General features: G+C 34.4%; 20 protein-coding genes. 10 read left to right on the top strand and 10 right to left on the bottom strand.

What is annotated here, in order from left to right:
* The first annotated feature begins 82 nt into the window (after positions 1 to 82).
* On the top strand, positions 83 to 697 hold the full coding sequence (locus J7E44_RS06620; RefSeq protein WP_214826892.1) for a 4'-phosphopantetheinyl transferase family protein: 615 nt from the start codon (positions 83 to 85) through the stop codon (positions 695 to 697).
* On the opposite strand, the gene J7E44_RS06615 is transcribed toward J7E44_RS06620, so the two are convergent.
* The 3 genes from J7E44_RS06615 to porU all read right to left on the bottom strand — a co-directional run bounded on the left by J7E44_RS06615 (position 678) and on the right by porU (position 8,127).
* Complete coding sequence (locus J7E44_RS06615; protein WP_214826889.1) at positions 678 to 2,942, bottom strand: FUSC family protein; 2,265 nt, start codon at positions 2,940 to 2,942, stop codon at positions 678 to 680. The genes J7E44_RS06620 and J7E44_RS06615 overlap by 20 nt on opposite strands.
* A 76-nt stretch (positions 2,943 to 3,018) precedes the next feature.
* On the bottom strand, positions 3,019 to 4,182 hold the full coding sequence (gene porV / locus J7E44_RS06610) for a type IX secretion system outer membrane channel protein PorV (RefSeq protein ID WP_214826886.1): 1,164 nt from the start codon (positions 4,180 to 4,182) through the stop codon (positions 3,019 to 3,021).
* A gap of 60 nt (positions 4,183 to 4,242) precedes the next feature.
* Positions 4,243 to 8,127, bottom strand: a complete 3,885-nt coding sequence (gene porU, locus J7E44_RS06605; RefSeq protein WP_214826883.1) for a type IX secretion system sortase PorU — start codon at positions 8,125 to 8,127, stop codon at positions 4,243 to 4,245.
* A gap of 164 nt (positions 8,128 to 8,291) precedes the next feature.
* Between porU and gldJ the strand changes: the two genes are divergently transcribed.
* Positions 8,292 to 9,893, top strand: a complete 1,602-nt coding sequence (gldJ, locus tag J7E44_RS06600) for a gliding motility lipoprotein GldJ (RefSeq protein ID WP_214826880.1) — start codon at positions 8,292 to 8,294, stop codon at positions 9,891 to 9,893.
* Positions 9,894 to 9,958: 65 nt separating this feature from the next.
* On the top strand, positions 9,959 to 11,230 hold the full coding sequence (locus J7E44_RS06595; RefSeq protein ID WP_214826877.1) for a UDP-N-acetylmuramoyl-tripeptide--D-alanyl-D-alanine ligase: 1,272 nt from the start codon (positions 9,959 to 9,961) through the stop codon (positions 11,228 to 11,230).
* On the opposite strand, the gene J7E44_RS24090 is transcribed toward J7E44_RS06595, so the two are convergent.
* Positions 11,223 to 11,834, bottom strand: coding sequence for an NUDIX hydrolase (locus tag J7E44_RS24090; protein WP_214826874.1), 612 nt, complete (start codon positions 11,832 to 11,834; stop codon positions 11,223 to 11,225). The genes J7E44_RS06595 and J7E44_RS24090 overlap by 8 nt on opposite strands.
* Before the next feature lie 29 nt (positions 11,835 to 11,863).
* On the opposite strand from J7E44_RS24090, the gene J7E44_RS06585 reads away from it, so the two are divergent.
* A complete protein-coding gene (locus tag J7E44_RS06585) occupies positions 11,864 to 12,253 on the top strand; it encodes an SRPBCC family protein (protein WP_214826871.1) in 390 nt (129 codons plus the stop codon).
* 29 nt (positions 12,254 to 12,282) lie between these two features.
* On the opposite strand, the gene J7E44_RS06580 is transcribed toward J7E44_RS06585, so the two are convergent.
* The 5 genes from J7E44_RS06580 to J7E44_RS06560 all read right to left on the bottom strand — a co-directional run bounded on the left by J7E44_RS06580 (position 12,283) and on the right by J7E44_RS06560 (position 17,419).
* Positions 12,283 to 13,326 carry an anhydro-N-acetylmuramic acid kinase gene (locus tag J7E44_RS06580; protein ID WP_214826868.1) on the bottom strand — a complete coding sequence of 348 codons (1,044 nt, stop codon included), beginning with the start codon at positions 13,324 to 13,326 and terminating at the stop codon, positions 12,283 to 12,285.
* A gap of 7 nt (positions 13,327 to 13,333) precedes the next feature.
* Positions 13,334 to 13,927: an LPS export ABC transporter periplasmic protein LptC gene (lptC, locus tag J7E44_RS06575; protein ID WP_214826865.1), complete on the bottom strand. Its 594-nt coding sequence runs from the start codon at positions 13,925 to 13,927 to the stop codon at positions 13,334 to 13,336.
* Between the two features lies 1 nt (position 13,928).
* Positions 13,929 to 15,233: a BamG family beta-barrel-assembly machinery protein gene (gene bamG / locus J7E44_RS06570; protein WP_214826862.1), complete on the bottom strand. Its 1,305-nt coding sequence runs from the start codon at positions 15,231 to 15,233 to the stop codon at positions 13,929 to 13,931.
* A gap of 333 nt (positions 15,234 to 15,566) precedes the next feature.
* Positions 15,567 to 16,886, bottom strand: a complete 1,320-nt coding sequence (mdlD, locus tag J7E44_RS06565; RefSeq protein ID WP_214826859.1) for an NAD(P)-dependent benzaldehyde dehydrogenase MdlD — start codon at positions 16,884 to 16,886, stop codon at positions 15,567 to 15,569.
* A gap of 104 nt (positions 16,887 to 16,990) precedes the next feature.
* Positions 16,991 to 17,419, bottom strand: coding sequence for an organic hydroperoxide resistance protein (locus tag J7E44_RS06560; RefSeq protein ID WP_214826856.1), 429 nt, complete (start codon positions 17,417 to 17,419; stop codon positions 16,991 to 16,993).
* A gap of 217 nt (positions 17,420 to 17,636) precedes the next feature.
* Here J7E44_RS06560 and J7E44_RS06555 point away from each other — a divergent pair, with 217 nt between their 5' ends.
* The 6 genes from J7E44_RS06555 to J7E44_RS06530 all read left to right on the top strand — a co-directional run bounded on the left by J7E44_RS06555 (position 17,637) and on the right by J7E44_RS06530 (position 25,375).
* Positions 17,637 to 18,755: a DNA polymerase III subunit gene (locus tag J7E44_RS06555; RefSeq protein WP_214826853.1), complete on the top strand. Its 1,119-nt coding sequence runs from the start codon at positions 17,637 to 17,639 to the stop codon at positions 18,753 to 18,755.
* 232 nt (positions 18,756 to 18,987) lie between these two features.
* A complete protein-coding gene (locus tag J7E44_RS06550; protein WP_214826850.1) occupies positions 18,988 to 20,208 on the top strand; it encodes a tail fiber domain-containing protein in 1,221 nt (406 codons plus the stop codon).
* Positions 20,209 to 20,583: 375 nt separating this feature from the next.
* Positions 20,584 to 21,210 (top strand): TetR/AcrR family transcriptional regulator, encoded by a 627-nt coding sequence (locus J7E44_RS06545; protein WP_214826846.1) that lies wholly within the window; start codon positions 20,584 to 20,586, stop codon positions 21,208 to 21,210.
* The gene (locus J7E44_RS06540) at positions 21,194 to 22,513 is read left to right on the top strand and encodes a TolC family protein (protein ID WP_214826844.1); all 1,320 of its coding nucleotides are present in this window, start codon (positions 21,194 to 21,196) and stop codon (positions 22,511 to 22,513) included. Before J7E44_RS06545 ends, J7E44_RS06540 begins: the two co-directional genes overlap by 17 nt.
* 15 nt (positions 22,514 to 22,528) lie before the next feature.
* The gene (locus tag J7E44_RS06535; protein ID WP_214826842.1) at positions 22,529 to 23,641 is read left to right on the top strand and encodes an HlyD family secretion protein; all 1,113 of its coding nucleotides are present in this window, start codon (positions 22,529 to 22,531) and stop codon (positions 23,639 to 23,641) included.
* A 156-nt stretch (positions 23,642 to 23,797) separates the two neighbouring features.
* Positions 23,798 to 25,375, top strand: a complete 1,578-nt coding sequence (locus tag J7E44_RS06530; RefSeq protein WP_214826840.1) for a DHA2 family efflux MFS transporter permease subunit — start codon at positions 23,798 to 23,800, stop codon at positions 25,373 to 25,375.
* Between the two features lie 49 nt (positions 25,376 to 25,424).
* Here J7E44_RS06530 and J7E44_RS06525 read toward each other — a convergent pair whose 3' ends face one another.
* On the bottom strand, positions 25,425 to 26,435 hold the full coding sequence (locus tag J7E44_RS06525; protein ID WP_214826838.1) for a TQO small subunit DoxD: 1,011 nt from the start codon (positions 26,433 to 26,435) through the stop codon (positions 25,425 to 25,427).
* Between the last annotated feature and the right edge of the window lie 5 nt (positions 26,436 to 26,440).

Below are 26,440 nucleotides of genomic sequence, written 5' to 3'. Positions count from 1 at the left end.
TTGAACTCTAATATTTTGATTTCCGATGATTTCGAGATTCTAGAATCGTTATCTTTGCATTACTTTTACGAAATAAAAAACAATGCCCCTTTACCGAGATTTTTCAGATGATACCGCTACAATTCTTGTATGGAAATATGATGAGAGTGAAGAATTATGCATTAATGAACTTTTAGAGCCTGAAAATGCTGAGAAAGTAAAGGATTATCACCCTAAGAAACTCCTGGAGGTTTTAATGGTCCGTAAACTTTTAAAGGGATTGAAGCCCAGTTCAAAGATTCTATACAACGAAAGAGAACCTTTTCTCTCTCCTAAAGATGCAGAAATTTCTATTACCCATTCATTTCCTTTTGCTGCGATTGCAATTTCAAAAAATAAAATTGGAATTGATATTGAGAAATTTAATCCTAAAATAATGAGGGTCATTGATAAGTTTACCTATGAAAATGAAAGAGGTTTCATACCGGAAGATATAGCGGATACTTATTATACGATTATCTGGAGTGTGAAAGAAAGTATGTACAAAATACACCATTCAAAATACTGGTCTCTGAAAAAGAATTATGAAGTAAAACCTTTTGAATTAAAAAATCTTCACAAAATAAGCTGTAGGGTATATGATGATCAGTTTTCAGATGAATTCAAAGCCAAAGTAGAGTTTTTTGATGATTATTGTTTTACGATTGTGGAGGAGTAGTTTTAGATTCGTTTTTATATTTTTCTATAACTTTTCTCTGTTCTTTAGCAACATCATAAATAAGTTCCAGAACATCATGAATATTTTTCAGTTCTGTAAGATGAGATATTTTATTCGGATCATTCAAGTTTGATGGTTCATTTTCTTCAAGCTCACTTTTTCTTTTTAACATCAGATCGTCAATAGAAGAATCTTCTGGCTCAAGACGACTGTCCATTTTCAGTACTTCGTTAATTTCTTCTCCATTAAGAAGTGCAGAAGTCTGATGCATTTCTGATTCTATTTTCCGGCTCCAGCTTTCGGCATCTATTTCAGGATATTTCTCCTCATTCTTAGAATACTGAGATAGGGAAGCCGTATAAGCAGTAATAAGATGTGAAGTTGCCACAAACTGATGGACAACCTCCAGTTTCTTCTGCTGGTTTTTTGGTTCAGAGATCATCCTTTGGAAATTATCAGAAAGATTGGCCAGTGAAATGATTGCATTTTTACGTTTTACTTTATAATCTTCAAGATCAAAATCTTCCTGTAAAAATTTGGAAATGACACTTTGAAAATAGATAAGGTTGCTTTCAGCAGATTTCTTCATCAGATCAAGGTTCTGAGTGTGTTCCCAAACAGGAAGAACAACATAAGAAACCAGAAATGCTATGATACCTGCAATCATAGTATCTACAATTCTGTCTTTAAAAATGACATCTACTTTCCCGGGACTTAAAAAGTTGAAACTCATAAAAACGTAGATCGTCATAAATAGGACAGCCCAGAAATATCTCCCTTTTAATAAACTGAAACAAAGGATCATACTCACCAAAAGTGTAGCAAATAATATGGCGTTAATATGAACGAAGTGCAATATCACATAAGCAATGGTAGCACCAACGATCGTTCCATACAAACGAAGTCCGTTCCGCTGTTTTGTGATAGAGTAGGCGGGCTTTAATATTGCGGTAATTGTGATTAATATCCAATAGGTATGTCCAATCCCTAAAAATTGGAATAATGAAAAAAGATAACCAATTAATAAAGCTGTTGTAATCCGTATAGCATGCCTGAACTGAGACGACGAAAGAGAAATATTATTTCTTAATACCTTGAAATTAAGTTTCTCTTCATTAGGCATAAATTTCTTTAAATCTAGTCCGGTTGAAAGACTCTTTGCTAATTTTACATCTTGCGAAAAGACTTTATAGATCTCATTTATTTCTTTTGTAATCTCACTGATACGCATTAGAATTTGACGCAAGATCATAAAGTTTTCAAGATTCCCTGGTGTGATCTGCTTATTTCTAAGCTCAAAATATAAGGTATTCAGTTTTTTTAATTCGATATCGAGATCAAAGATGGGCTTTGCTCTTGTACCAAGCTGAAGAGAGATTCCGATATTGGTGATTTCTTCAGAAAGGAGATTGAGATAATCATGGATATTAACCAGGATCATGCTGTCTTCAAAACTTTGCTGAAGCTTTTGATAGTCACTTTCAGAAGTCATTAATTTTTCATGAAGGTCCATTGAGTTCAGGAACATCAGCATTAGCAATCGACTAGTGGTCGTAGATTCATTAACGATAGTCCTGGTTTTAAAAACGGTTTCTCTGGTTTCTTCCTGAAGATTTTTAATTCCGATCTGTTTAGCAATGACCTGTGTTGTAAGTTTATCAAAATCGGGATTCTTCTGATAATAATTAGCCTTAATTTTTAAGAACTCAGCCAGTTGAAGATAGTTTTCACCAATCATCTGGCTGGCAAGTTTATAGGGTTGTATGGTAGTAACAATAAGGAATATCAGTAAGAACCAGATACATCCCGAAGCAAAAATAAGAAGGCTTTTAAAAATATTACTTCCCGTGAGATGTCCATCAATAAAGATAGCTAACACCACCAAAGATAATGAACCAACGGCAGCCAGCCTCTGTCCATAAACTCCTATTAATGAGAAAAACATTGCAAATACAATGATCTCCAGGATAACGAGAACTTTTATATGCATCACTAAACTTGCAATAAGGGATACGAGTACAAAACAGAAAATAGCAAATGTTAATGCATTTCTTCTTCTTATAAAAGGTCCGGGTTGATCAGTAAGGGCTACGAAGCTGGTTCCAAGAGGAAAAAGGAAATATTCCTTTAAAATTCCGAAGTGGGCAAGAACTAAACAAGGCAATACAGTGGCTAATGTAATTCTGATGGCAGAATATACATATTGACTGGTTACAAATTTTTTTAGCTCCGCTGAATAGTTCATTTTACAAAAATAATTATTGGAAAACAAAAAAGCCTCATAAATATGAGACTTTTGTAAACTTATGTATTATATTTTTTTAATAATCAACATTAGAAGTTTCATCTCCGATATTCCAGGTTAAACCGAAACGAAGTGTATTATCTAAAGCTGTATTAATTTTAGACATATTGATTAAGTAAGAGATGTCAAGTCCAAAAGAACGGTATTTCAAACCAACACCTGCAGTTGCAAATTGTCTGGCTCCCTGTTCTTCGCTTTCACGGAAATATCCGGTTCTTACTGCAAAAGCATTATCATATGAATATTCTAAAGCACCACTATACATAATGCTGTTTTTATTTTTGAAAGATTTTCCGATACCTGCAATTGGACCTACGTTTGGTACAGCATACATCGGCTGTCTTGTATTTGGATCCATTCCTACAAATTCAGAACCTGGAACCAAGATCTTAGAACCTTCTACGCTTAATCCTATTTTATTGGCATCATCTAAATACATATCATATCCAACCCCTAATCTTGCCATAGTAGGAAGATAAGATCTGGATTCTTCATTTCCTGTATAGTCCAGTTTAGGACCTAGGTTCTGAATTGTGAAACCTGCATTCAATTTACCATCATAACCTCCGAAACTTGAAAATCTTGGAGAAGTATAGTATCCTGAAACGTCTACTGCAAAAGAGTTTGCAGGCTTAAGAGTAGTATCTGTATTGAAACCTCCGGCTAAATCTGAACGAATAAATCTACCAGTTACAGCCATGGAATAAGAATCTGAAAGTTTTAGTGCGTAGGCAACATCAATAGAGAATTCATTAGGTTTTGATGTTCCCATAGAAGCTACCTCAGTACCTACTAATTGAGTTAAATCCACCTGACCCATATTGAAGTAATAAATACTTGCCGAGATCGTAGATCTTTCATCCTGACCTAAAAATTTATGGAATGCTCCATATAATAAGAATACATCATTAGTCAGTTTTCCCATGTATGGGGTGTAGTTAAGGCCTACGGAAGAACTAGTTCTGCTAAAAGGGTATTTCGCTGCATTCCAGAATTGAGAAAATGCATCCGGAGAGGTAACGACACCTTGATCACCCATACCTCCAGATCTCGCATCTGGCGCAATTCTTAGAAATGGAGCTCCGGTTAATACAGGTCCTACCTTACTCAGATCTTGCGAATAGCCTAAAAAACCAGCAGTAAAACCAATTCCTAAAAGCAGTTTAGTAGTTAAATTCATATGTTGTCTTTTATATATTATCAGTTTTTTATTAATATTGTTATTTATACTTCTTTTATTTTACTTCAAAAGTACCATTTTTTCTACAGCTGTAGCACTTCCTTTGCATTTTTCTTGATTTTGACTTTTTGCAAATATCTTAAAAATATACGTTCCCTTCCCAACAGTTGAACCAAAATCATCTCTTCCGTCCCATTCAATTGCTTGTCTTGGCGTTCTAAAGCCCTGTAAGAAGGGTTCTGCAACTACTGCTTGAGATAATGTTCTTACTAATTTTCCTGTTATTGTATAGATTTGAACATTTACATTTAATATATCATCGCAATTATGTTCAAATTGAACATAGGTTTTGTTGGTAAATGGATTTGGCCAGTTAAGCGGTCTGTTAATTACCAGATGCTGATCGGCCTCATCCTTAACTTCAAAGTTTAACGTTGCAGACGTAGAATTATTGTTTATATCCCAAACTTTAAATGATAATTGATGTTGACCTACTGCTAAATTCCTGAAAGGGTAGGTTACATTTCCTTTTTGGTAATCTGCAAGACTCGGGCTCAGACATCCGTTTCCTTCTCCCGAAGCGTAAAAATCATTTAATACGATAGTGTTAATAATTTGTCCGTCCAAATATACAGTAATATCATGACCGATACCAGCACCTGTAGAATTTATTCCTGTATCATCAGTTACACAAGCTAGCAACATCGGATTTTGATCTGTAATTCCTCCATCTGCAAAATTGGTGTTGTTCATATACAATTTTACTTTTGGCGGCTCACTATCATTAATTCCGTTTGGATTAACATCTCCAACCTGCACAGACTGGTTGTTGAAGACATCAGTAGATTTATTATCGGCATATCCTAATATCCTTCCTTCACCTACTGCATAATTGATATCTTTTGGAACATAAAACTCGACATTGAAAACTCCGTTTACAGCCATTCCTGATGCTTTTACAATAGCACTTCCTTCTTCTGTATAGTTTAATATCGGATCTAAGGCTCCACTGTTATTTAAAGTTTTTTTATTTAATCTTTTATCAAAAATGTTAATTACAACTCTTCCGTTGAATGTAGTGTTAACTGTTCCATTTGCATTATTGATATGTCCTTTCACTTTTACAAAATCTAATCCTCTGATCAGCCCTGGTACAGGGGTGTCAATATTATCAATAACTAATAATCTTTTGGGCCTGCTTAATTTCATAGCGGGATCACCAAGAAGATTTACTTTTAAATGATCAGTTTGTGGACCTTTTTGTTTTTTAGCATTTAAATGTGCCAGTCCTAATGTTTCAAAATCATCATTTACTAATTTGAAAATATCCTGAGTATATAGGTTTGTAAAATCACGGCCATAATCTACACCGATAGCACGGCTTGATGTGATCATAGCTGCAGGGCCTCCTTGTTTCATTTTAAGGAAACGTTCTCCGGCAGAAAATGTTTCCGGTTCATCCCATAATGTAAATTCACACGTTATTGTGGATACAAATGGAAATCTACTGTATACATTCGAAAAGTTATTGGCATTGTTGATTTCATCCAGAGTTAAAACTCTTTCCTGGGCCCAGCCACTGATCCCTCCATGTCCGAAATAAAAGAGATACATGGTATTTCCAATATCGTTGGAGATTGCCTGGTTTACTTGTGGATATCTACGCCCCCCCGCTGTACTTTGAGCCTGAAAGGCATCTAAATACAGTTTTCTTACATTATATTCTTTAAGATTATTTGATCCAGCCTGTTCAAAAATAGTTTCTAAGGTACTGTTCATTACATTATGAAACGGACTCCCATTATCAGTATCATCATCAACAACAAAATCAAGTTTCATACGCCATTCTCCAAATGGACTGGATTGGCCTGGTAATGAATTGTAATAAGCAAGGGTTTTATCTATCATAACTGTTGCTTCCGTAATGTTAGCCGCTGGAATTCTTCCTACTGGAAGATCCGGAAGGTTACTTGGAATAGATGCCGACGTCTGAGGTTTTGTCATGACAATATAATCATCAGTTACATAAGAGGTAATGAATTCTGAAGACTGCTCACTTTGATAACTTGACACGACATTAGAATTATTAGGAACCCTGTTTTTATAATCATATGAAGTATCTCCTAAAATAAAAACATATTTTAAAGCTCCTGATGGAGTATTTAATTTAGTTACAAAATCACGGATGGCCGTAAGATCTCTGCTTCCGCTACCAAATTCATTATAGATTTTATTAGCATCTACGATTTGAACATTAAAATTATTCTTGGTTTGATGATAGCTGGCTAACCTTTGAGCCTGTGACATCATTTCCGGAACCGTAATTATCAAATAATCTACATTTTGTAATCCAGAGAGATTTTGATTTCCAATCCTCTCTACAAATTGAGGTGAGTATGCAGCATCTGCTTTGAAGGCTACAAACTCGTTGTTGAAATTTACATCAGCAGTAACATATCCAAAGTTAAAATTCGCGCTACCCGCTGCTTTGTTTACCCTTCTGTTTGCATTGGTAATATCCGTAACATCCCAAATTTGCTCCAATCCTGAAACATTGTTTACGCTAAAGCCGTAATTGGTATTAGTTCCTGTGGTAAGAGAGAAATCTCTAAAGTTCATTTGGGAACCATTATATTTTAGGTCTTCTTTATATTGTACTTCTACATAATCAAAGTAAAATAATCCATTAGGATTGGTCGTAATGCTGGGTTTGTAATTAAAGGAGATCTGATTGCCACTTAAATTAGTGATGTCCCCAGTATAAACAAATGGTATATAATCCAGATCTGTTGGAATGGTTGAGTAGGTTTGCGCATTTTGATTGTTGATATCAAAAGAAATACTGTTACCCTGAGTTTTATACCCTATTATCTTTGTTCGGTATTTTATATTATCTGCACCCTGAATAGGCGAGGCGAGGTTGAACGTAACGGTCTTGTCAGTAGTGAAAGGTGCTTCTTCAGTCCATACTCTTCCTACTTTCATGATATTTTTTTGGTCATTATTAATAACCTGATAATTATCAAATCGCGTAATTAAAGCTGCCGGAAGATTAGCATCTATAGGCTGAACTCTTTTTCCTTCTCCTTTATCAAAGTTGATAAAATAATAAGAAAAATCATCATAAATATTTTTTGTATTCTCACTTCTGTCATTTCGTTCATCAGCTCTTTTTATACCATTACCGTTTGATTTATTGTAAAGGTTATATCCGTTTGGACCTTGAGCATAGAACAATGCATAATCTTCATCATTCCAAGTGCCATCACTTTCTCCTACTACCTGTATTGCATTTTCCTGTAAAGCGCTATATTTTACATCCTGATTAAATTCTGGAAGCATAATTCCTCCATTGCCATAGATTCTGAAATTTCTTGGATTTATAGATGAAGGATTAATGCCATTATCCCTTAAAAACTGTGTCGTGATTTTAAAAATACCTGATTTGTCAACTTTAATTTTATAAAAAGTACCACTCGACAAAGGGTTGTTATTTGTACCAACCTTAGCAGCACTCATAATTTGGTTCGAAGCACTGCCTTCTGAAATTTCAAATGATGAAAGCCTCTGGATTCTCCCTTTTACATTTTTAAATAAACCGACATTCACACCGGCATATTGTTCCCCTTCAAAATAGTAGTAAGAAACATTTGTAATGTCATAATCTGGGATTCCGTTTTTACCCAATTCAAACAAATCTCTATTTGAAACGGTTTCCCAAACTAAATTAGAAATCTTTAACTGCTTTTCTCCTATTTTTTGTTTGGTTGTTATAAAAATGTTATTTTGGCCATACGAAAAACCTGTATTTTTAAAATTAGGGAGATTGATTTTTGTATCGCCAAAATCTTGAATTTTTGATCCATCCCATTCGATGTTGATTTTTTGAGCATAAAGCGTTGATACAAAAGTCAATAAGAGTAAAAACGTAGTTAATTGTTTCATGTTTGTTTTTGAAATTTCTAAATTACAAAATAAATGAAAATTTTATAATTAAATTGCGATACAATAAAATTAATTTGTTAACGTTTTTCAAAAAAATCAAATGTTTACTTGATTTATTGAATAATTTATTTTTTCTTTGTACTTTGAAAATATTTATATCGACTATGAAAAAACTAAAGTTGTTTTCATTAATAGCATTAAGTTCTACACTTGCATTAACCAGTTGTGGTGGATCAGGTACCAACAAAGGTGGAGGTACTAAAAAATTTATCAGTAAGACGGGTTGGAAGCCAAACGAAAAACAAGGTTGGTTTTTTGCAGGAAAGCAACAAAAACAGAAAGGTTGGCCGGGGATGGTATATGTAGAAGGTGGAACTTTTACAATGGGATTAGTGAAAGATGATGTAATGCACGATTGGAATAACTCACCTCGCAGAATGCAGGTAAGTTCGTTCTTTATCGGTGAAACAGAGATTACTAACTATGAATACCGCGAATACCTGACATGGTTGAAGTATGTATTCCCACCTAGTGATCCAAGTTTTAAGGAAATCTATAATGGTGCTTTACCAGATACCTTATTATGGGATAACAAACTATCTAGAAATGATTACAACGAGACGTATTTCCGTTCTCCTGAATTTGATTACTATCCGGTAGTAGGTGTTTCTTGGACTCAAGCAAATAGATATTGTGAGTGGTTAACTGACAGAGCTAATGAAAAAGCATTAATGTCTGCAGGAATCATTGCTAAAGATTTGTATATCAATGAATCCAATAATCAAGGTGGAACTGCATTTAACATGGATAAATTCAAAGCGAATGATCCTGAAATGCAAGGGTATATCAATGAACAGAGAATGCAGCAAAAATCAGGTTTAAAAACAACAAACCAAAGATTGCTTTCTGCTAATAGAGCTCCAAACTCTGCAATGGTTCAGAAATTCAGACTTCCTACAGAAGTTGAATGGGAATATGCAGCACTTGGTATGGCTAAAAATAGAGAATATAACCAATACCTAGGTAAAAAACCGGAAATCGAAAGATTGAGAGGTACTAAAGGAAGAGACAGAGGGATGTTCCTTGAGAACTTCAAAATGGGTAGAGGTGATTATTCAGGTATTGCAGGCTGGAAAAATGATGGTTCAGCAAGAACTTCAGATGTTAGACAATATCCATCTAATGACCTTGGGGTATATGGGATGTATGGAAACGTATCTGAATGGGTTGCCGATGTTTACAGACCAGTTATTGACGAAGATTTCAGTGACTTCAACTACTACAGAGGAAATATGCCTCAGGCTGTTGTAAAGAACGGAGACGGGACTTACAAAATGGTAGATGAAGGTTCAATAAAATATGATACTTTAGCTGATGGTAGATTAGTATATAAAAGTTTACCAGGACAGTTTGAAAAACAAACTATCGCTGATTACAGAAACTACAGAGATGGTGACAGACAATCTTCTTTAGATTATTATAAAGCGGGAGACTCTGCAACAGCTTATGATATGTATAATTCTCCAAAACAGAGATTTATTGTAGACGGATCTGGAAAAGTAATTATGCAGAAGGATACTAAAGACAGAACATCTGCAATGTCTAATGATATCAGAGTAATTAAAGGAGGTTCTTGGCAAGATACAGCTTATTGGCTGGATCCGGGACAAAGAAGATATAAAGATCAAAATAGAGCTTTTGGATGGATTGGATTCCGTGTTGCTCAAGATGCTAGAGCAGCTGACAAGAGTAGAACTAGAAGATAATATTTATCAAAAAAATAATATAAAAAACCTTCCTAAATACTGGAAGGTTTTTTTATTTTTGAACTATGAATACAGCACAGTTTTATCCTTTATTTTTGAAGGCCAATAAAGTTACGATTGATAGTAGGAAAGTAGAAAATAATGATATTTTCTTTGCTTTTTCGGGAGAGAACTTCAACGCAGCGACGTTAGCGGAAAAAGCTATTTCCATGGGAGCGCTGGCTGCTATTGTTGAGCTTAAGGATTTCGAAGATATTGGTAAAAATATTTTCTATGTTCCTTCAACATTAGAATTTCTACAGGCTTTAGCTATACATCATAGAGATCAGTTAAATATACCTATTATAGGGCTTACAGGAAGTAACGGTAAGACGACTACAAAAGAGTTGATCCATGCTGTTCTGTCTGAAAAGTATAATGTTCAGTATACCTATGGTAACCTGAATAATCATATCGGAGTTCCATTGACGATTTTATCAATTAAGCCAGATCATGAGATGGCTGTTATAGAAATGGGTGCTAATCACAAAAAGGAAATTGAACTTCTGTGTTCTATATCAAAACCTAATTATGGTTATATCACAAATTTCGGAAAGGCTCATTTAGAAGGTTTCGGAGGTTTCGAAGGTGTTATTATAGGAAAGTCTGAATTATATGATTACTTAAAAGAATCTAATAAGACGATCATCATTAATGAGAATGATGACATTCAGGTGAGTAAAAGTGAAAGCTATGAACCGAAAATAACTTTTGGAAAACCAACTTCAGATTATTATTTTGAAGCTTATTCTGAAGATCATTGTGTTGGGCTGTCTTATCAAAATACAAAAGCTCTATCTAAACTTACTGGAAATTATAATTTTACGAACCTTTGTGCAGCAGTAAGTTTTGGACTTCATTTTGGAATTGATATCGAAATAATAAAACATGCTATTGAAAATTATACGCCTACTAATATGCGTTCTCAGATTGTAAAGAAGGAGGGGCGAACATTGGTTTTGGATACTTATAATGCCAATCCGAGTTCAATGACAGCTTCCTTACATAACTTTGTAACTTTTGAAGGAAGTAAAACCATTATTATTGGAGATATGCTTGAATTAGGAGTGGAGAGTGAAGCCGAACATCAGAATATTTTAAAACAAGCATTGGAACTAGGCTTTGATGAAATTATTACAGTAGGTGGAAACTTTAAGAAAGTAAATAGTGTAACATTATCTTTTAATAATACCCAAGAGCTAATAGAATATTTAAAACTAAATGGAATTCAATCAAAAAATATTCTATTAAAAGCATCAAGAGGCATTTCTCTGGAAAAGGCAGCAGACTTTATTTAGTCTTGCTATTCCGAAATTCTTTAACAATCAGCTGAATGTTTTTGAAGGTGTTTGGAAAAACTTCATTTTCTATCTGAGAAGCGTTTTTCCAGGCTACTTCAGTGATGCCTTCTTCGATCTGCGGCTTTGAGGTATCTTCTCCATCAAAGCTCATTTCAAACCAATGGGTACACTTCAGGATCTTATCACCATTTCTTTCTACATAGATATGGTAGGTTGTATTAATGAATTCCAGTAATTCAACATCCTTTAGTCCCGTTTCCTCTTCAATTTCCCTTACAGCAGATTCCTCTCTGGATTCTCCTTTTTCCATTTTACCTTTGGGAAGATCCCATTTTCCGAGTCTTTTGATAAAAAGAATCTCTCCCTTGCTATTATTTACCAATCCGCCAGCCGCTTCTATAATCCTGAAAAGGTTTTTAAATTCTTCCCAAATTGTATCGATATCATCTCCAAATACATTTAATTCTTTTACAGATGTATTTTCCAGAAGATCCAATGCGATTTCAAAAGTTGTGAAGTTTTCATACCTAACATTTTTTTCCAGGTTTTCAGACTGTTTAGACAGCAATAATTTTTTTTCGTTCACAAAAACTTTATACATTTGTAGGAATTTAAATACAAAAATAAAAAATGAATTTAGAAGGACGAAAAATTATTGTCAATAAATCATCTAAAGAGTTGGCGGAACTGCTAAAAACACCTGACAACTATAAAGAATTTATGCCGGACGGACTTCAAAAGTTTGAAAGCAGAGAAGATGGATTTAAATTCGGATTGCAGGGAATGCCGGAAATAGCTTTAAAGATAGATGAAGTTACAGATGAAAAAGCTGTTTTAAAATCGGCAAGTTCAAGTCTGGATTTTTCATTAACAGCCACTTTAAATCCTCTCAATGAAAACCAGACAGAAGTACAAATGCTTTTTGAAGGTAAATTCAATCCATTTATAAAAATGATGGTAGAGAAGCCTCTACAGAATTTCATTAATGCATTAACGGATAAAATAGAAGCTTATAAATAATAACTAAACCTTCAGAAATGAAGGTTTTTTTATGCGATAATCCCAGAACTGTGGTCTCTATAGCTTCCAGTAGCTGAGGAAAGTACATTAATATCATTAGTGAGCTTTAAAGCACCCATTAAGGCAAAGATTAATGCTTCTTTGTAATCAATGATCTGTTTTTCGGGGATAATAATCTCAGCGCTGGTTTTCGTTCTTATTTTTTCAATAAGAAAAGTGTTGTAAGTTCCACCGCCAGTAAAAAGAATGTTCTTCAGGGCATTATCATTAATTACATTTGAGATCTGTTGGGCAATATGTTCTGTAAAGGTTGCTAAAAGATCAATCGCCTTTATATTTTCAAAACTGTTGAAAATATGGTCATTACACCATTCAATTCCCAAAGATTTTGGGTGACCCTGTCTGTAAAAATGAAGCGAACCAAGTCGGTCAAGTAACTTTTCGTTAATTGTTCCTGTTCTTGCAAGATCACCATTTTCATCATAGTCTTTACCAAATTCCTGAACTAATTTATTGAGTACAATATTTACGGGTACAACATCAAATGCTATTCGTCTATTATTGTATTTAAATGAGATATTTGAAAACCCACCCAAATTAAGACAGGCATCATAGTGAGAAAAGAGTAGTTCATCTCCAATAGGGACGAGTGGGGCACCATTTCCACCCATTAAGACATCCTGGGTTCTGAAATCATAGATGACAGGGAGGCCTGTCTCAAGTTTTATAGCCCTTCCATCTCCAATTTGCAGCGTAATTTTTTTTTGAGGCTGATGAAAAACAGTATGACCATGAGAGGAGATGATATCAATATTTTTTAATTGATAAGCATCAATGAAGCGACGAACTGATTTTCCCAGATAAAAACCATATTCGGCATTTAGTTCCAGTAATTCTTCAGCTGAGAGATAAATGGAATTTCTAAGTTTATCCGCCCAGTTTTTAGGATAAGGAATGGTTTCAGCTTTCAAGATCTGAAAGCTCCATTGATCCTGTTTTTCGAATTGTACAAAACAAATGTCTAATCCGTCTAAACTGGTACCTGACATTAGACCTAACGCTCGTAGAATCATTAAAGATTTATTTTTTAGATTCGGATAGTTGTTTGGAACTGAAATCTCCGGAATTGTTGAAGAAAGTATATTCAGAGAAATCGTCTTTAGCGGTCATTCCATTGGCTCCCACAAGTGTAGAGCCATCTGCCATCGTTACAAATACTGTATCTTTGGTGTAAATGCGGTTTTTTCTTTGATCCCAATAAATGCTTTGCATGGCAAATCTCTGCCCCTCATTGGTCGTAATTCTTACATCACCTTTCGCTTCATAGAACTTTTTATATTCGAAAATTCTGGCATATTTGGCGGTGATCTTTCCAGGGACTTTTGGCTTTTTCTTATCAAAAAATTCAATGTTGATCCCTTTTCTGGCAACAACATAAGGACTGTCTATAAGCTCATATTTTTCAATAATGGGAGCTAGTGCTTTTAAAGTAACAAATCCTGAATCTCTCTGTATGATATTGGCATTATTAATGATCTGTGATGGAAAATTCTTACTTTGACTGCCATTTCGTTTTGTAAGGTCTTCTTCACAGGATATCAATATAAAAAATATAGCACAACTAAAAAGGCATGCTATATTTTTTTTATATGATAAGTTTTTAAACAGTTTCATTCTAGTTGTATAAACTCTTTCTGAACCACTTGTCAGCAAAATTGAACCCTACTCTTAGGTTGATGAAATTCTGATTGATCAGGTTGTTATCTAAAGTTCCACGTTTACCAACTTCTACACCTAATTCAAGTCCACTCATTCTTGTGATACTACTTGTTTTGAATGGAAGCATTACCCCTGCAGAAATTCCAAACTTGTTGATGTTATTACTGCCTATTTTTAAACCCCCTCTTTCATAGAAAGCTCCATATCGGTATACCACTCTGGAGAAATAGTTTCTGAAGTTATTATAGTTAGGTAAATACCATCCTCCGGCAGATATTCTGTATGTATCATCGAAATCTACTGTTTTCCCAAAATAGGAAATACTTTCACCTTTTTTATAGTCTAACTGACCAGATACGAACCATTGGTTTTCACTTCCATATCCTACCCCAAATGATGCTTGTATCGGTAAGAGATTTTTAGAACTTGTGCTTTTCTGCTCAATGATTGTTTCATAAGCCTTAGTGTCCACAGCTGAATAGAAGTAAGTACTGTTTTTATAATCAGTGGTCATATTACTAGTGTTACCAAAAGTAGTAGTTGCACCAATTGTCAGTTTTTTATCAGTACGGGTATTTAGGTGTTGATAGCTCCCCCCTAATGTAAAGTTGAAATTTTTAATGCTGTTTTTGGTTTCATAAGCATTGATCAACTCAGAATAAGGAGCATTTGGGTTAGATACCTGATATGGATTTGAAAATTCATTGGTATCATAAAGGTTTCCAAAATAATAGTTAGCTCTTAAACCTAGGGCAAACTCATTGTTTACTTTATATGATACGGCAACCTGAGCAGTATTTAAAGTTCCGGTTCCTTTAAAATTATTCTGATAAATGCCACCATCAGGTCGTTTCTCTATATTTTGAATATCATAGCTCTTTGAACTGTAAGGCTGATAGGATAATCCCATTTTAACCCTCGAAGAGATAGGAAATGCTAATGAAATATTAGATAAATACGTAGAATGTTTGGTAGACTTCGTATTGTTATAATTCGTTTTGAAATAGTTGTTTTCGTTGGTTGCTTCAAGCTTAATACTCGTAAGTTCGAAATTCGTATTATTTGCTGGATTGGCAAAGTTGAAATTACTAGTGAAATCACTTATAAAAGCCGTTGAAATGCCACCCATAGAAGCTGTTTCAATCGTATTATCATATTTTACATCTCCGATTCCGTAAGTTGCATATGGTGAATTGCTTAAACTCTGCGCATTAAGGAAATACCCAACAGAAATGAATGATAGTACAAAGATTTTTTTCATTCTTTATTTTTAAAATAATGCGCAAATATCTTAAATATTAATGAATTGTAAAAATTTCATGAGGTTAAAGTTTGTTAAGGGAGATTATCTTTAAACTTAAACAGAATTTTTTATTACAAAATTAAATATATAAGGAGTGCTGCTTATTTTTGTAATTATAAAATATACTCATTAAATTGAAAGGTACATCTTTCACTAGCATAATGATTTAGACGGTTAGCTGGGGTTTTATTATAAGTTTTCTTTTTCATTAAAAGATAAAAAAAGAGACAGCTTTCATCATTGAAAACTGTCTCTTTACATCTTATTTTATTTATAGAAATAAAGGATTTTTTATTTAACCTGCAGTACAGATCTGCTATGGCTGAAGGCATAAAAGCTAAATTTCCCATGATATTTTCCCATTCCGGAAGTTCCAACACCACCAAAAGGTAGAAAATGTGAACCAACATGAATAATAGCACTATTGATTTCAGCATCACCACTTGTTGTTCTGTTCAAAACATCATCTGCAAATTCCTGACTTTCCGAAAAGACATACAGCGCTAAAGGTTTTGGACGGCTATTGATCTCTTCCAAAACAACATTAATATTCGTATATGTCATAATGGGTAATATCGGGCCAAAGATTTCCTGTTGCATCACCTGATCATCCCAGGTTACATTATCCATTAGTGTAGCTTCAAAATGACGGTTATCAAGATTATATCTGCCACCATAAATTACTTTGTCAGGAGCTGCTTCCAAATAGCTGGCTAAATGTTTGATTTGTCCTGGATTTACAATCTTTCCTATTTTTCCCAGAGATCCATCAGGATAGGTAGCCTTTAGATAGGCTGTAAACTTGCTGATAAATGTATCTTTTACGGATTCATGGATATAAATATAATCCGGTGCTACACAGGTTTGCCCACAATTGATCCATTTTCCATAAGAAATCTTAGCCACAGCTTTATCAAGATCAGCATCCTTATGAACAATAGTTGGTGATTTACCCCCCAATTCCAGAGTTAGTGGGATCAGTTGTTCTGCTGCTGCTTTCATTACAATCTTACCGACGTTTGGACTTCCGGTAAAGAATATGTAATCAAAAGGAAGACTTAATAATAAAGTATTTTCTTCTATTGCTCCCTGGATCACTTTTACATATGATTCATCAAAAGCTTCGTTTACAATATCTTCAATTACTTTAGCCACGTGAGGTGTATTTTCAGAGGGTTTGATAATTGCCGTATTTCCGGCGATCAATGCTCCAATCAAAGGGCTGAAAGTAAGCTGAACAGGATAATTGAAAGGACCGATAATATAATTAACACCGTAAGGTTCATACATTATTTTGCTCACGATCTCACCACCTGATGGGTGTGGTTTTGATTCTACAAAAGTAGGTTTTGCCCATTCATCAATGTTCTCTAACAGATAATCCAGTTCGCTTGATACAATTTGAATTTCTACATATTCTGCCTCTTTTCTGCTCTTACCCAAGTCAATATCTAGAGCTTCACATAAAGCATCTGTGTGACTTAGAAATACGTCACGGAATTTGCTTAATTGCGCTTTTCTAAATTCAATATCTTTAGTTTGGTTCGTCTTGAAAAATGCCTTTTGTTTTTCAAATACATTCTTGATGTGTTGGTCTAGTTCTGGTGTCATTTTTTTTCTTGTTAATATTATTGGATCCTATTTATTGTCGCTGAAAGTTTTATCTAAATTATTGATTTTTAATTAATATTTAGATTATTGCTTTATGATTAATTTTAGGATTCGGTATTTGTAACACTCAATTTTACTTCGATATTTCCCCTTGTTGCATTGGAATAAGGGCAAACCTGATGTGCTTTTTCAATCAGGGATTGTGCTTCTTCCAAAGATACTTCAGGAATGTTGGTATGTAGATCTACGGCAAGACCAAAACCACCATTTTCCAATTGACCAAGACTTACTTTGGCTGTAACCTTTGTTTCGCCTGTTTTTATTTTGCTTTGTTTAATGACCAAATTCAAAGCACTGTCAAAACACGCAGAATACCCTGCTGCAAATAACATTTCTGGATTTGTAAAATCCTCGTTAGCGCCACCCAGGCCTTTTGGCATCCTTACTTCAAGATCTAAAACTCCGTTTTCACTTTTTACATGTCCATTTCTTCCTCCCGTTGCTGTAGCCGCTGTACTGTATAATACTTTCATAATGTTGAATTTATTTTTTTGTTTAATTGTTAAGCAAATGTATTGTTAAAAATTAAATTGTACACAATTTAATTAAATGAATTATTTTAAATTGATTATTGATGCTAACTATAATTACATCCTTTGTTTTAAAAAATCATATCCGAAGATTATTTTTTTAACAAATACGGTGTATTAAATTTCCGGAAATTGAAAGAAGATTTTTTATCTTTGGAGCATGAATTGGGAGAACATTGCCGGTCAAGAGAGCCTGAAAAAACTTCTTAAAGACAGTATTAAAGAAAACAGAGTAAGCCACGCCCAACTTTTTGTCGGAAAAGAGGGATATGGGACATTCCCACTTGTATTGGCTTATGCAAAAGAGATCTTACAAAGGGAAAATGAACATGCTGCTTCAAAAGTTGAACATTTAAATCACCTGGATCTCCACTTTAGTTTCCCTGTTTATACGGATAATAAAAATTCATTAAGTAAAAATAAGTTTGAGGATTTCAGAGAAATGATCCTTGCATCACCCTATGCAAGCTATGATGACTGGACGGCATTTTTAGATTCAGAGAATAAACAGCTTTTTATTTCTGCAGATGAAGTAGATGACCAAAACCAGAAATTCTCTCTTAAGAGTTTCGAAGGTGGAACTAAAATTCTAATTGTCTGGAGGGCAGATAAAATGAACATTGCAGCGTCCAATAAGTTTTTGAAATTTTTAGAAGAACCACCTGCAAAAACCATTATCCTCCTTACGGCAGAAAATTCTAATGATATCTTACCTACCATACTTTCCAGAACGCAGATCGTGGAAGTTCCCCGGATTAATGATACTGATATTGAAGCATATTTGAAGAACAGCTTTTCCGTTTCAGATGATCAATCCAGAGAAATAGTCCATGAAGCCCAAGGAAATCTTAATGATGCAATAAAGCTTTTAAAGTCAGAGAATAAAAATGAAGAATTTGAAAGGCTTTTCATTCAGTGGGTGAGAGATGCTTTTCAGGTAAAAAAGAAACCTGAATTTCTTAAAAATATTATTCTTTGGGCAAGGGAAATTGCAGGATGGAATAGGGAGAAACAAAAAAACTTTTTAGACTATTGTTCTGAAATATTCAGGCTGGCTCTATTGCAAAATTACCAATCGGAAAGTCTGGTTTATAAAAAAATTAATGCAAATGGTTTCAATTGGACAGGTTTTTCCAAATTTATCAGTGGAGCAAATATTGAAAGTATCTTGGAAGAAATAAGCACTGCTGATCTGCATCTCACCCGAAACGGAAATCCTAAAATTATATGGACCGACCTTGGGATCAAGCTTTCAAGGTATATTCATAAAACAACATAGAAGTTTAACAGTGGTTAAAGGTATATAATATCAAAAACAATTTACATAATAAAGAGTCCGGTATCTTACCGGACTTTTTTATTTTTAAACGAGTCAGAATTATACACTTATTATAAAATAGTGACACTTACTAAGAATATTGCTACACTTACTTTTTTTTGGATGTGAAAAGTTTTACATGATAGTATCTTTATTGACAAATGGATAAATCCAATCACTAAAAATTAATACTATGAAAAAAATCACAACTTCTTTATGCCTTTTATTTGTATTAGGCGCAACTTTTTCTGTTTCTGCACAGAACGTGTGGACAGGTACAGCTATACCAACTACAACTGGTGGTGCAGTAGGAATAGGTAACACAGCTCCTACGGCGAGACTGGATATTAATTCAGGAAGTACTATTTCTGCATTAAAGATCAATCATGGATATAGAGTGTTTAACGGAACTAATGTTCCTAATATCATAGAAGTCTACAACCAGGTTACGAATATAATACCTCCGGTAAATCCAGTATTAATCAACTGGCTGAGCTATGGTGGCGTTTTTGGGCTTCAATCTTTATCGAATACCGTAAATGAAAGCAGGATGATGTACAATGATAATTTAGGTAATGTAAGGTCTTCAGGGATTGCCATGTACTCTAGTCCGAGTTTTGGTAACGGAACGATCATCAACTCAATAAGGGGAGTGGCTTATTTAAATTTCCTGAATGGGGGTAATGGTTCTCCAACCGGAGGGGTTACTGTTTTGGGAAATGGAAATAACGAACTTTATGTAGATGGACGTTTACAGGTTTCATTTGAGGCAAGAGCTCAGTCTTTTATTTCAACTTCCGACAGAAGATTAAAGGATAATATTAAACCTCTTAAAGACATTCCGGGTAATCTATTCAATCTTAATACATACTCTTATACTTTTAAACCTAAAAAAGAAGGTGAAGGTAAAGCTGATACTAAACTGCATTTTGGTCTTATTGCTCAAGAAGTTGAAAAGGAATTTCCAAACTTAGTTACTATAGATGAAAAAGGAAATTATGCACTTAATTATATTGAAATAATTCCACTATTAATCAATGAATTAAAAGATCAGAAAAATGAAATTAAAGATCTGAAGGCTAAGATGGATGCAATAGAAGCAAAGCTGAATGCTATGGGTGATAATAAAAATACTTCTCCATCTATGGTGAATACATCCACATCTTACTCTCTGGAACAAAATGCTCCTAATCCGTTTAATCAGGAAACGGTGATCAGATTTAATGCAGGTGACACAAATGCCGCGATAGGAATATATGATCTGAGTGGGAGACAAATGCAACTTATTCCTATTAAAAAAAGTGAAAAACAAATCAGTGTTACTGCACGTACGTTGACAGCAGGAACCTATATTTATAATCTTGTTGCCAATGGTAAGATCATAGATTCAAAAAAGATGATCGTAACCAATTGATCTTAAACTGATACCATTAATTATATTCAACTCCGGCTATTTGCCGGAGTTTATTATTTAATTCCTTCCCAAGTATATTTTTCTTTCTAATGAATTTTTATAATTTTCATCTTATTTAATCTTTTAGCGTAATAATTTTTTTCTTCCGACAGAAGCGGACCTGCTGATTTTAGTTTAAATATTTTAAATTTAATTCACGTATTTGTAAATTAAATTTAAACCTTTTATGGAAATTTAGTATTTTTAATTAGCCAAAGTGTATTAATTTTCAGTTAGTTATATTAACTGAAATTAAAAACATATTAAAAAATCAATCAATCGTTTGATTTTGTGAAAAACTTATGTAAATTTGCGGCTTCAAAAATGAATAGTGACATGATTTCAAAAGAAGAAAATATATTATTTGCCGCAGAAAAACTTTTCGCAGAAAAGGGTTTTGAAGGAACTTCTACCAGAGAAATTTCTAAGGCAGCGAATGTAAATATTTCCATGATTTCCTATTATTTTGGTTCAAAAGAAAAACTGTACGAGAAATTGGTTGAATACAGAATGAATGAAGGCCAGTTTTTTTCGAAAGATATTCTGGAAAGAACTGACATCAATGAATGGGAGAAAATAGAGAAGATAGTAGATAAGTTTTCAGCGAAAATAAAAGATCAAAAATGTTTTTACAGAATTATGCAGCGGGAGCAATTACATGCTGAAAATCCACAGATTGTAGAATTCCTTAAACAAACAAAAATGGTCTTTATCTCTACGTATTCACAAATACTGGAAAGCGGATTGAGAAAAGGAATTTTTACAAAAAATCCACCTATTTATTTATTACATGCAACGGTAAGTGGAACATTGTTCTATGCATTTAATGGGAAGGAAATGTATAAGGAATTCTTAAATGACACGGAAGATGAAGAAGTTTTTGATAAAAAATATTACGCAGAACTTAATAAACATATTAAACATATACTAAAAGACCTTTTAGGTTATGAAGAAAATAAATAATTCCATTATTGCACTTTCTCTATTTATAGGAATTGCAAACACAAATGCTCAGGAGAAAAAACAACTCAGCCTCGATGAAGCTGTTCAGTTGGGAATCCAAAACAGCAAGAATCTTAAGATCGATGCGGCTAAGATTGAAGAGGCTACAGCAGATCTTTTGGAAGCAAAAAACAAACAACTGCCTGATTTTAAACTTTCGGGGCAGTATATGCGTTTGACAAATGCAAAAGTAGATTTGAAATTTTTAAATGAATCTGGGTCTGGAGGTGGAGGTATGGCATCTCCGAAGTCTGTATTTTTAGGTCAAGCCAATTTATCAATGCCTTTGTATTCAGGAGGAAGAATAAAGTATGGAATTGAATCTGCGAAATACCTTGTAGAAGCATCAAAATTAAGCACTGAAAACGATAAAATAGCAATTGCTTATAATGTTGCACAGGCTTATAATAACCTGTTTAAAGCAAACCAATCTATTAAAGTTTTAGAGGAAAACCTTACTGCCTCAAACCAAAGGGACGAAACGTTCCTAAAAATGGAAAATAATGGTTTGATCGCAAGAAATGACCGTTTAAAGGCAAATCTTCAGACTTCAAATATTGAATTACAGTTGTTGGAGGCTAAAAATAATTACAATATTGCCAACATCAATATGGATTTACTATTGGGAATTCCGGAAGCGACAATCATTGAAGTTGATCCTAATTATATAGATGAAGCTCAGGATGCTAAACCTGTAGATTATTATTTAACTGAAGCTCAGCAAAACCGTAAAGATTTACAGGCTCTAAGTCAACAAAGAAGAGCGGCACAGCTTGGAAGCAAAGCGGCAAAAGCAGAGAACTTACCTACAATTGCATTGACAGGTGGTTATATTGCAGCAGATGCGCCTGATTTTTTAACAGTTTATAATGCGGTAAATGTTGGAGTGGGAATTCAGTATAATCTGGCTAATATCTGGAAGAAGAATTCATCATTGAGACAGTCTCAAGCCAGAGAAAAACAATTGGAAGCAAGCAATGAACTTTTAAATGATAATATTAAGCTTGATGTAAACAGAGAGTATCAAAATACAGACTATTCAAAACAAAGAATTGCTGTTTTTGAAAAATCAGCTGTTCAGGCAAATGAAAACTATAGAATTACTAAAAATAAGTTTGATAACGGTTTAGCAACAATGACAGAGCTTCTGGATGCAGATGCCGCACAGATTTCAGCAAATGTTGGGGTGATTAATGCAAAAGCAGATGCCGCATTAGCCTACAGAAAACTATTACAAACTACAGGAACTTTAACTATTAAATAAAAGAATAATACCACAATGGAAAATAATAAAACAGAACAAATCGAGAACTTAGAACCAAAAAAGAAGAAAAGTTTAGTTTTTCCTATCATTTTAGCGGTTGTATTAATTGGAGGTGGAATTTACGGATACAGAACTTATTCTTACGGGCAGATTCACGAAGAAACGGACGATGCACAAATTGCTTCCAATATGAGTCCTGTTATTTCTAAAGTTTCAGGATATGTAACAGAGGTTAAAGTAAAAGATAACCAGTTTGTAAAGAAAGGAGATACTTTGGTTATTTTAGATAGCAGAGATCAGAAAATGGCATTAGAACAAGCTGAAGCAGCATTATCTACCGCAAAAAGTAATATTTCTACTGCACAGGCTTCAACTACTGCAACTTCTAAAAATATTGGCAGTTCAGAAGCAGCTGTTGCAACAGCGAATGCTCAGATCGAAGCAGCAAAAGTAAATGTGTGGAAAACTTCTTTAGATTTAAAAAGATACGCTAATCTGGTAAAAGACCATTCTATTACGGAACAGCAATACGAGCAGGCTTTGGCTGCAAAACAATCTGCTGACAAGCAATTACAGGTTTTAGTAGAGCAAAGAAATCAGATCGCTCAGCAGACAGGGATTGCTTCTTCTCAAACAGAAGCGAGCTCTCAGCAAATAAGCGTTGCAGGTTCAGTCGCTAAACAAAGACAGGTAGACGTAGAAAATGCAAGATTAAACTTATCATACACTATAATCCTAGCTTCAGAAGATGGATATGTTGGAAAAGTTCCTATTCAGGTTGGACAATATTTACAGGCAGGAGCGCAATTATTCAGTGTCGTGAAAAATGACCAAAAGTGGGTGGTAGCGAACTTTAAAGAAACTCAGGTTGATAAAATGGTGGAAGGACAAAAAGTGAAAATTGAAATTGATGCTTTCCCTGACCAGGAGTTTGAAGGTGTAGTAAGCTCTTTTTCACCAGCAACAGGAGCTACATTCTCTATCCTGCCTCCAGATAATGCAAGTGGTAACTTCGTAAAAGTAGTACAAAGGCTTCCTATAAAAATTGACTTTGTAAAACTAGATCCGAATATCGCTAAAAAACTAAGAACAGGAATGAATGTGAAAGCTGAAGTTTCGTTAAAATAAAATATGTATTAGTGTATTCATGTAAAATGTATTTATGATTTAAATGATGGCTAAAGCCATTGATTAATTGACTTTATTTTAATAATAAATCTCAATCTTTAAATCAGTCTTTATTAGATTTTACATGAATACAATTGTACATCATACAAAATTACTATGCAAGATTCATTAGTAGAATATGGAGCCCGGAGAGTAATCATTACGATTACGGCTATTCTTTGTGCTCTGCTTGAAATTGTGGATTCCACGATTGTGAACGTTGCCTTGAATGAAATGAAGGGTAACCTGGGATCGACACTTTCAGAGGTAGGTTGGGTAATTACGGCTTATGCAATAGGTAACGTAATTATCGTACCAATGACCAGCTGGCTTTCACAACAGTTCGGACGTAGAAATTATTTTGCTGCTTCTATTGTTATTTTCACCATATTTTCATTTTTATGTGGAAATGCTGACAATATCTGGGAACTGGTCTTTTTTAGATTATGCCAGGGTATTGGAGGAGGAGCATTATTGGTAACCTCACAAACAATCATTACAGAATCATACCCAATTGAAAAAAGAAGTATGGCTCAGGCGATATATGGATTAGGAGTTATCATTGGTCCGACTTTGGGTCCGCCATTGGGAGGATATATTGTTGATAATTTTAGCTGGCCATATATTTTCTATATCAATATTCCAATTGGTATTGCTGCAACTTTGATGACTTTACAATTTGTAAAAAGTCCCAAATTTGCTGAGAAACGAAAAGCGTCTGATGTCGACTGGCTGGGAATTGCCCTGTTAGCTGTTACGGTAGGATCATTACAGTTTATTTTGGAAAGAGGACACGAAGAAGATTGGTTTGCAAGTGGAATGATCGTAGCCTTTACTGTATCTGCAGTATTAGGATTTATACTATTCCTTTGGCGGGAACTTACCTGTAAATATCCTATTGTAGAATTACGGGTTTTAAAGAACAGTAACCTGAGGATCGGAACCGCTATGTCCTTTGTATTAGGATTTGGTTTATATGGTTCTACGTTTATTGTACCGTTGTATACCCAGAGTATTTTAGGATGGACGGCTTTACAGTCGGGTGCGTTAATGATTCCGGCAGCTTTAACAACTGCTTTTATGATGCCTATTATTGGTAAATTGCTTTCAAAAGGAGCCAAACAGCAGATTCTGGTATCATTGGGACTATTTATATTCTTTGTTTACAGTTTCTGGGGGTATAAGATCCTTACACCGGATACCAGTAAAGAAGCATTCTTCTGGATGTTGATCGTGAGGGGAGCTGGATTAGGACTTTTATTCATACCCATTACGTCCTTGTCCTTAAGTACATTAAAAGGTCAGGAAATTGGACAGGGAGCTGCATTTACAGGGATGATGAGACAGTTAGGAGGATCTTTTGGGATTGCTGCTATTACTACCTTCATCGCTAACGCGAGTCAGAAATACAGGGTAAACCTTATTACCCATCTCGATAGTGACAGTTTTGAGGTACAGCAAAGATTAGCTGCCCTGAAAGCCAGTTTTATATCTAAAGGGATGACTCCTGATAATGCATTAAATGCTGCCTATAAAATGCTTGATCTCTCAGTAACCAAACAGGCAACGGTACTATCTTATATGGATGTTTTCCTTTATTTAGGAATCGCTTTCTTAATTTGTATACCGTTTATCTTATTTGTAAAAGAAAGAAAGAGTAAAGAAAAAATAGATTTGAGTGAAGCCATGCACTAAATTTAATCAAAAACCTCCGAAGATCTTCGGAGGTTTTTTTATTCAGTAATTAAAGTTTAGATACCCATTCGATACCACTGATATCAATCAGTTTTATACTGTAGATATTATCTTTTTGATGGAGAATATCTTCAATGCTAACGCGTAAGTCAGCTTTGGCTCCCAATGGAATGATCAAACTGTGTTTGCCTGGTTTTACTTTGGCAACATAGTGATTTTTGATGTTTTCTGATTTCAATTTCGAAAGCTCATGATGATCCAATGCTTTTAAGACAGTTCCGTTCTTATCCATAATATGAATTCCGATAAGAAATGAACCATAAACATCAGCACCCTCAGTTCGATAAATTTCAAAATTTATATCAGAGTGGGTTAAATTGAGATTGGAGATTTCAATCTCTGGCTTCACTGATTTATTGTGCAAAGTTCCCCAGACCCCACCATGAAAATATTGATTGGTATAAAGAGTCATTCCAAAAATAAACAGGGAAGTAACCAATACTAAGATTTTTGGGTTTTTAATAGGAAAATTACCGGAACCAATCCATCGGAACCATTTCTTATTGGTAAAGCCAACCTTGTTCTTTAAAAAATAATGATCCAGTGAATATAGTCCACTACCAGTAAGAAACAATGTGAATCCACCGGCAATTCCCAATACACCAATCTGCCATTCATCAAGGCAGGTCGTTCCAAGCCAGCCGGAGCCCAATAAAATTCCAAAAGCCAGCCCGAAGATTCCAATGCTCATTAATCTTGTGAATAATCCTAAAATAATAAATAGTCCGACAATAGCTTCAAGGATTGTAAAGGTTACCATGGAAGTATGTAAAGCATTGGGATGAGTAACCAGATATTCTATGACCGGTTTGATTCCTAAGGCATTTGGAAGAAAGTGATTGAATTTTTCTCCAATATATCCTCCTTCATCAGGATCGAGCTTATTTTCAAGAATCAGACGTCGCCAAAAGGCTGAAAAGTAAGTCCATCCGATAACCATACGGATAGATAATGTATATAAACCAGCAATATCAGCAGGCTGATTGGTATTGTTTTTCATTGAAT

Origin of the sequence: Chryseobacterium sp. ISL-6 (assembly GCF_018613715.1) — a bacterium.
Lineage (GTDB): Bacteria > Bacteroidota > Bacteroidia > Flavobacteriales > Weeksellaceae > Chryseobacterium > Chryseobacterium paludis.
Note: the sequence above shows the minus strand (reverse complement) of the source record. Positions and strands in the feature narration are given on the sequence as shown.

Bases quoted from the DNA above. Each gene is read 5' to 3' on its own strand.
- J7E44_RS06555 (WP_214826853.1), top strand. From the start codon at position 17,637: ATGAATTGGGAGAACATTGCCGGTCAAGAGAGCCTGAAAAAACTTCTT.
- J7E44_RS06595 (WP_214826877.1), top strand. From the start codon at position 9,959: ATGAATACAGCACAGTTTTATCCTTTATTTTTGAAGGCCAATAAAGTT.
- bamG (WP_214826862.1), bottom strand. From the start codon at position 15,233: ATGAAAAAAATCTTTGTACTATCATTCATTTCTGTTGGGTATTTCCTT.
- porU (WP_214826883.1), bottom strand. From the start codon at position 8,127: ATGAAACAATTAACTACGTTTTTACTCTTATTGACTTTTGTATCAACG.
- J7E44_RS06540 (WP_214826844.1), top strand. From the start codon at position 21,194: ATGAAGAAAATAAATAATTCCATTATTGCACTTTCTCTATTTATAGGA.
- J7E44_RS06550 (WP_214826850.1), top strand. From the start codon at position 18,988: ATGAAAAAAATCACAACTTCTTTATGCCTTTTATTTGTATTAGGCGCA.
- lptC (WP_214826865.1), bottom strand. From the start codon at position 13,927: ATGAAACTGTTTAAAAACTTATCATATAAAAAAAATATAGCATGCCTT.
- J7E44_RS06530 (WP_214826840.1), top strand. From the start codon at position 23,798: ATGCAAGATTCATTAGTAGAATATGGAGCCCGGAGAGTAATCATTACG.
- J7E44_RS06560 (WP_214826856.1), bottom strand. From the start codon at position 17,419: ATGAAAGTATTATACAGTACAGCGGCTACAGCAACGGGAGGAAGAAAT.
- J7E44_RS06580 (WP_214826868.1), bottom strand. From the start codon at position 13,326: ATGATTCTACGAGCGTTAGGTCTAATGTCAGGTACCAGTTTAGACGGA.
- J7E44_RS06535 (WP_214826842.1), top strand. From the start codon at position 22,529: ATGGAAAATAATAAAACAGAACAAATCGAGAACTTAGAACCAAAAAAG.
- J7E44_RS06585 (WP_214826871.1), top strand. From the start codon at position 11,864: ATGAATTTAGAAGGACGAAAAATTATTGTCAATAAATCATCTAAAGAG.
- J7E44_RS06545 (WP_214826846.1), top strand. From the start codon at position 20,584: ATGATTTCAAAAGAAGAAAATATATTATTTGCCGCAGAAAAACTTTTC.
- mdlD (WP_214826859.1), bottom strand. From the start codon at position 16,886: ATGACACCAGAACTAGACCAACACATCAAGAATGTATTTGAAAAACAA.
- J7E44_RS06615 (WP_214826889.1), bottom strand. From the start codon at position 2,942: ATGAACTATTCAGCGGAGCTAAAAAAATTTGTAACCAGTCAATATGTA.
- porV (WP_214826886.1), bottom strand. From the start codon at position 4,182: ATGAATTTAACTACTAAACTGCTTTTAGGAATTGGTTTTACTGCTGGT.
- gldJ (WP_214826880.1), top strand. From the start codon at position 8,292: ATGAAAAAACTAAAGTTGTTTTCATTAATAGCATTAAGTTCTACACTT.
- J7E44_RS24090 (WP_214826874.1), bottom strand. From the start codon at position 11,834: ATGTATAAAGTTTTTGTGAACGAAAAAAAATTATTGCTGTCTAAACAG.
- J7E44_RS06620 (WP_214826892.1), top strand. From the start codon at position 83: ATGCCCCTTTACCGAGATTTTTCAGATGATACCGCTACAATTCTTGTA.
- J7E44_RS06525 (WP_214826838.1), bottom strand. From the start codon at position 26,435: ATGAAAAACAATACCAATCAGCCTGCTGATATTGCTGGTTTATATACA.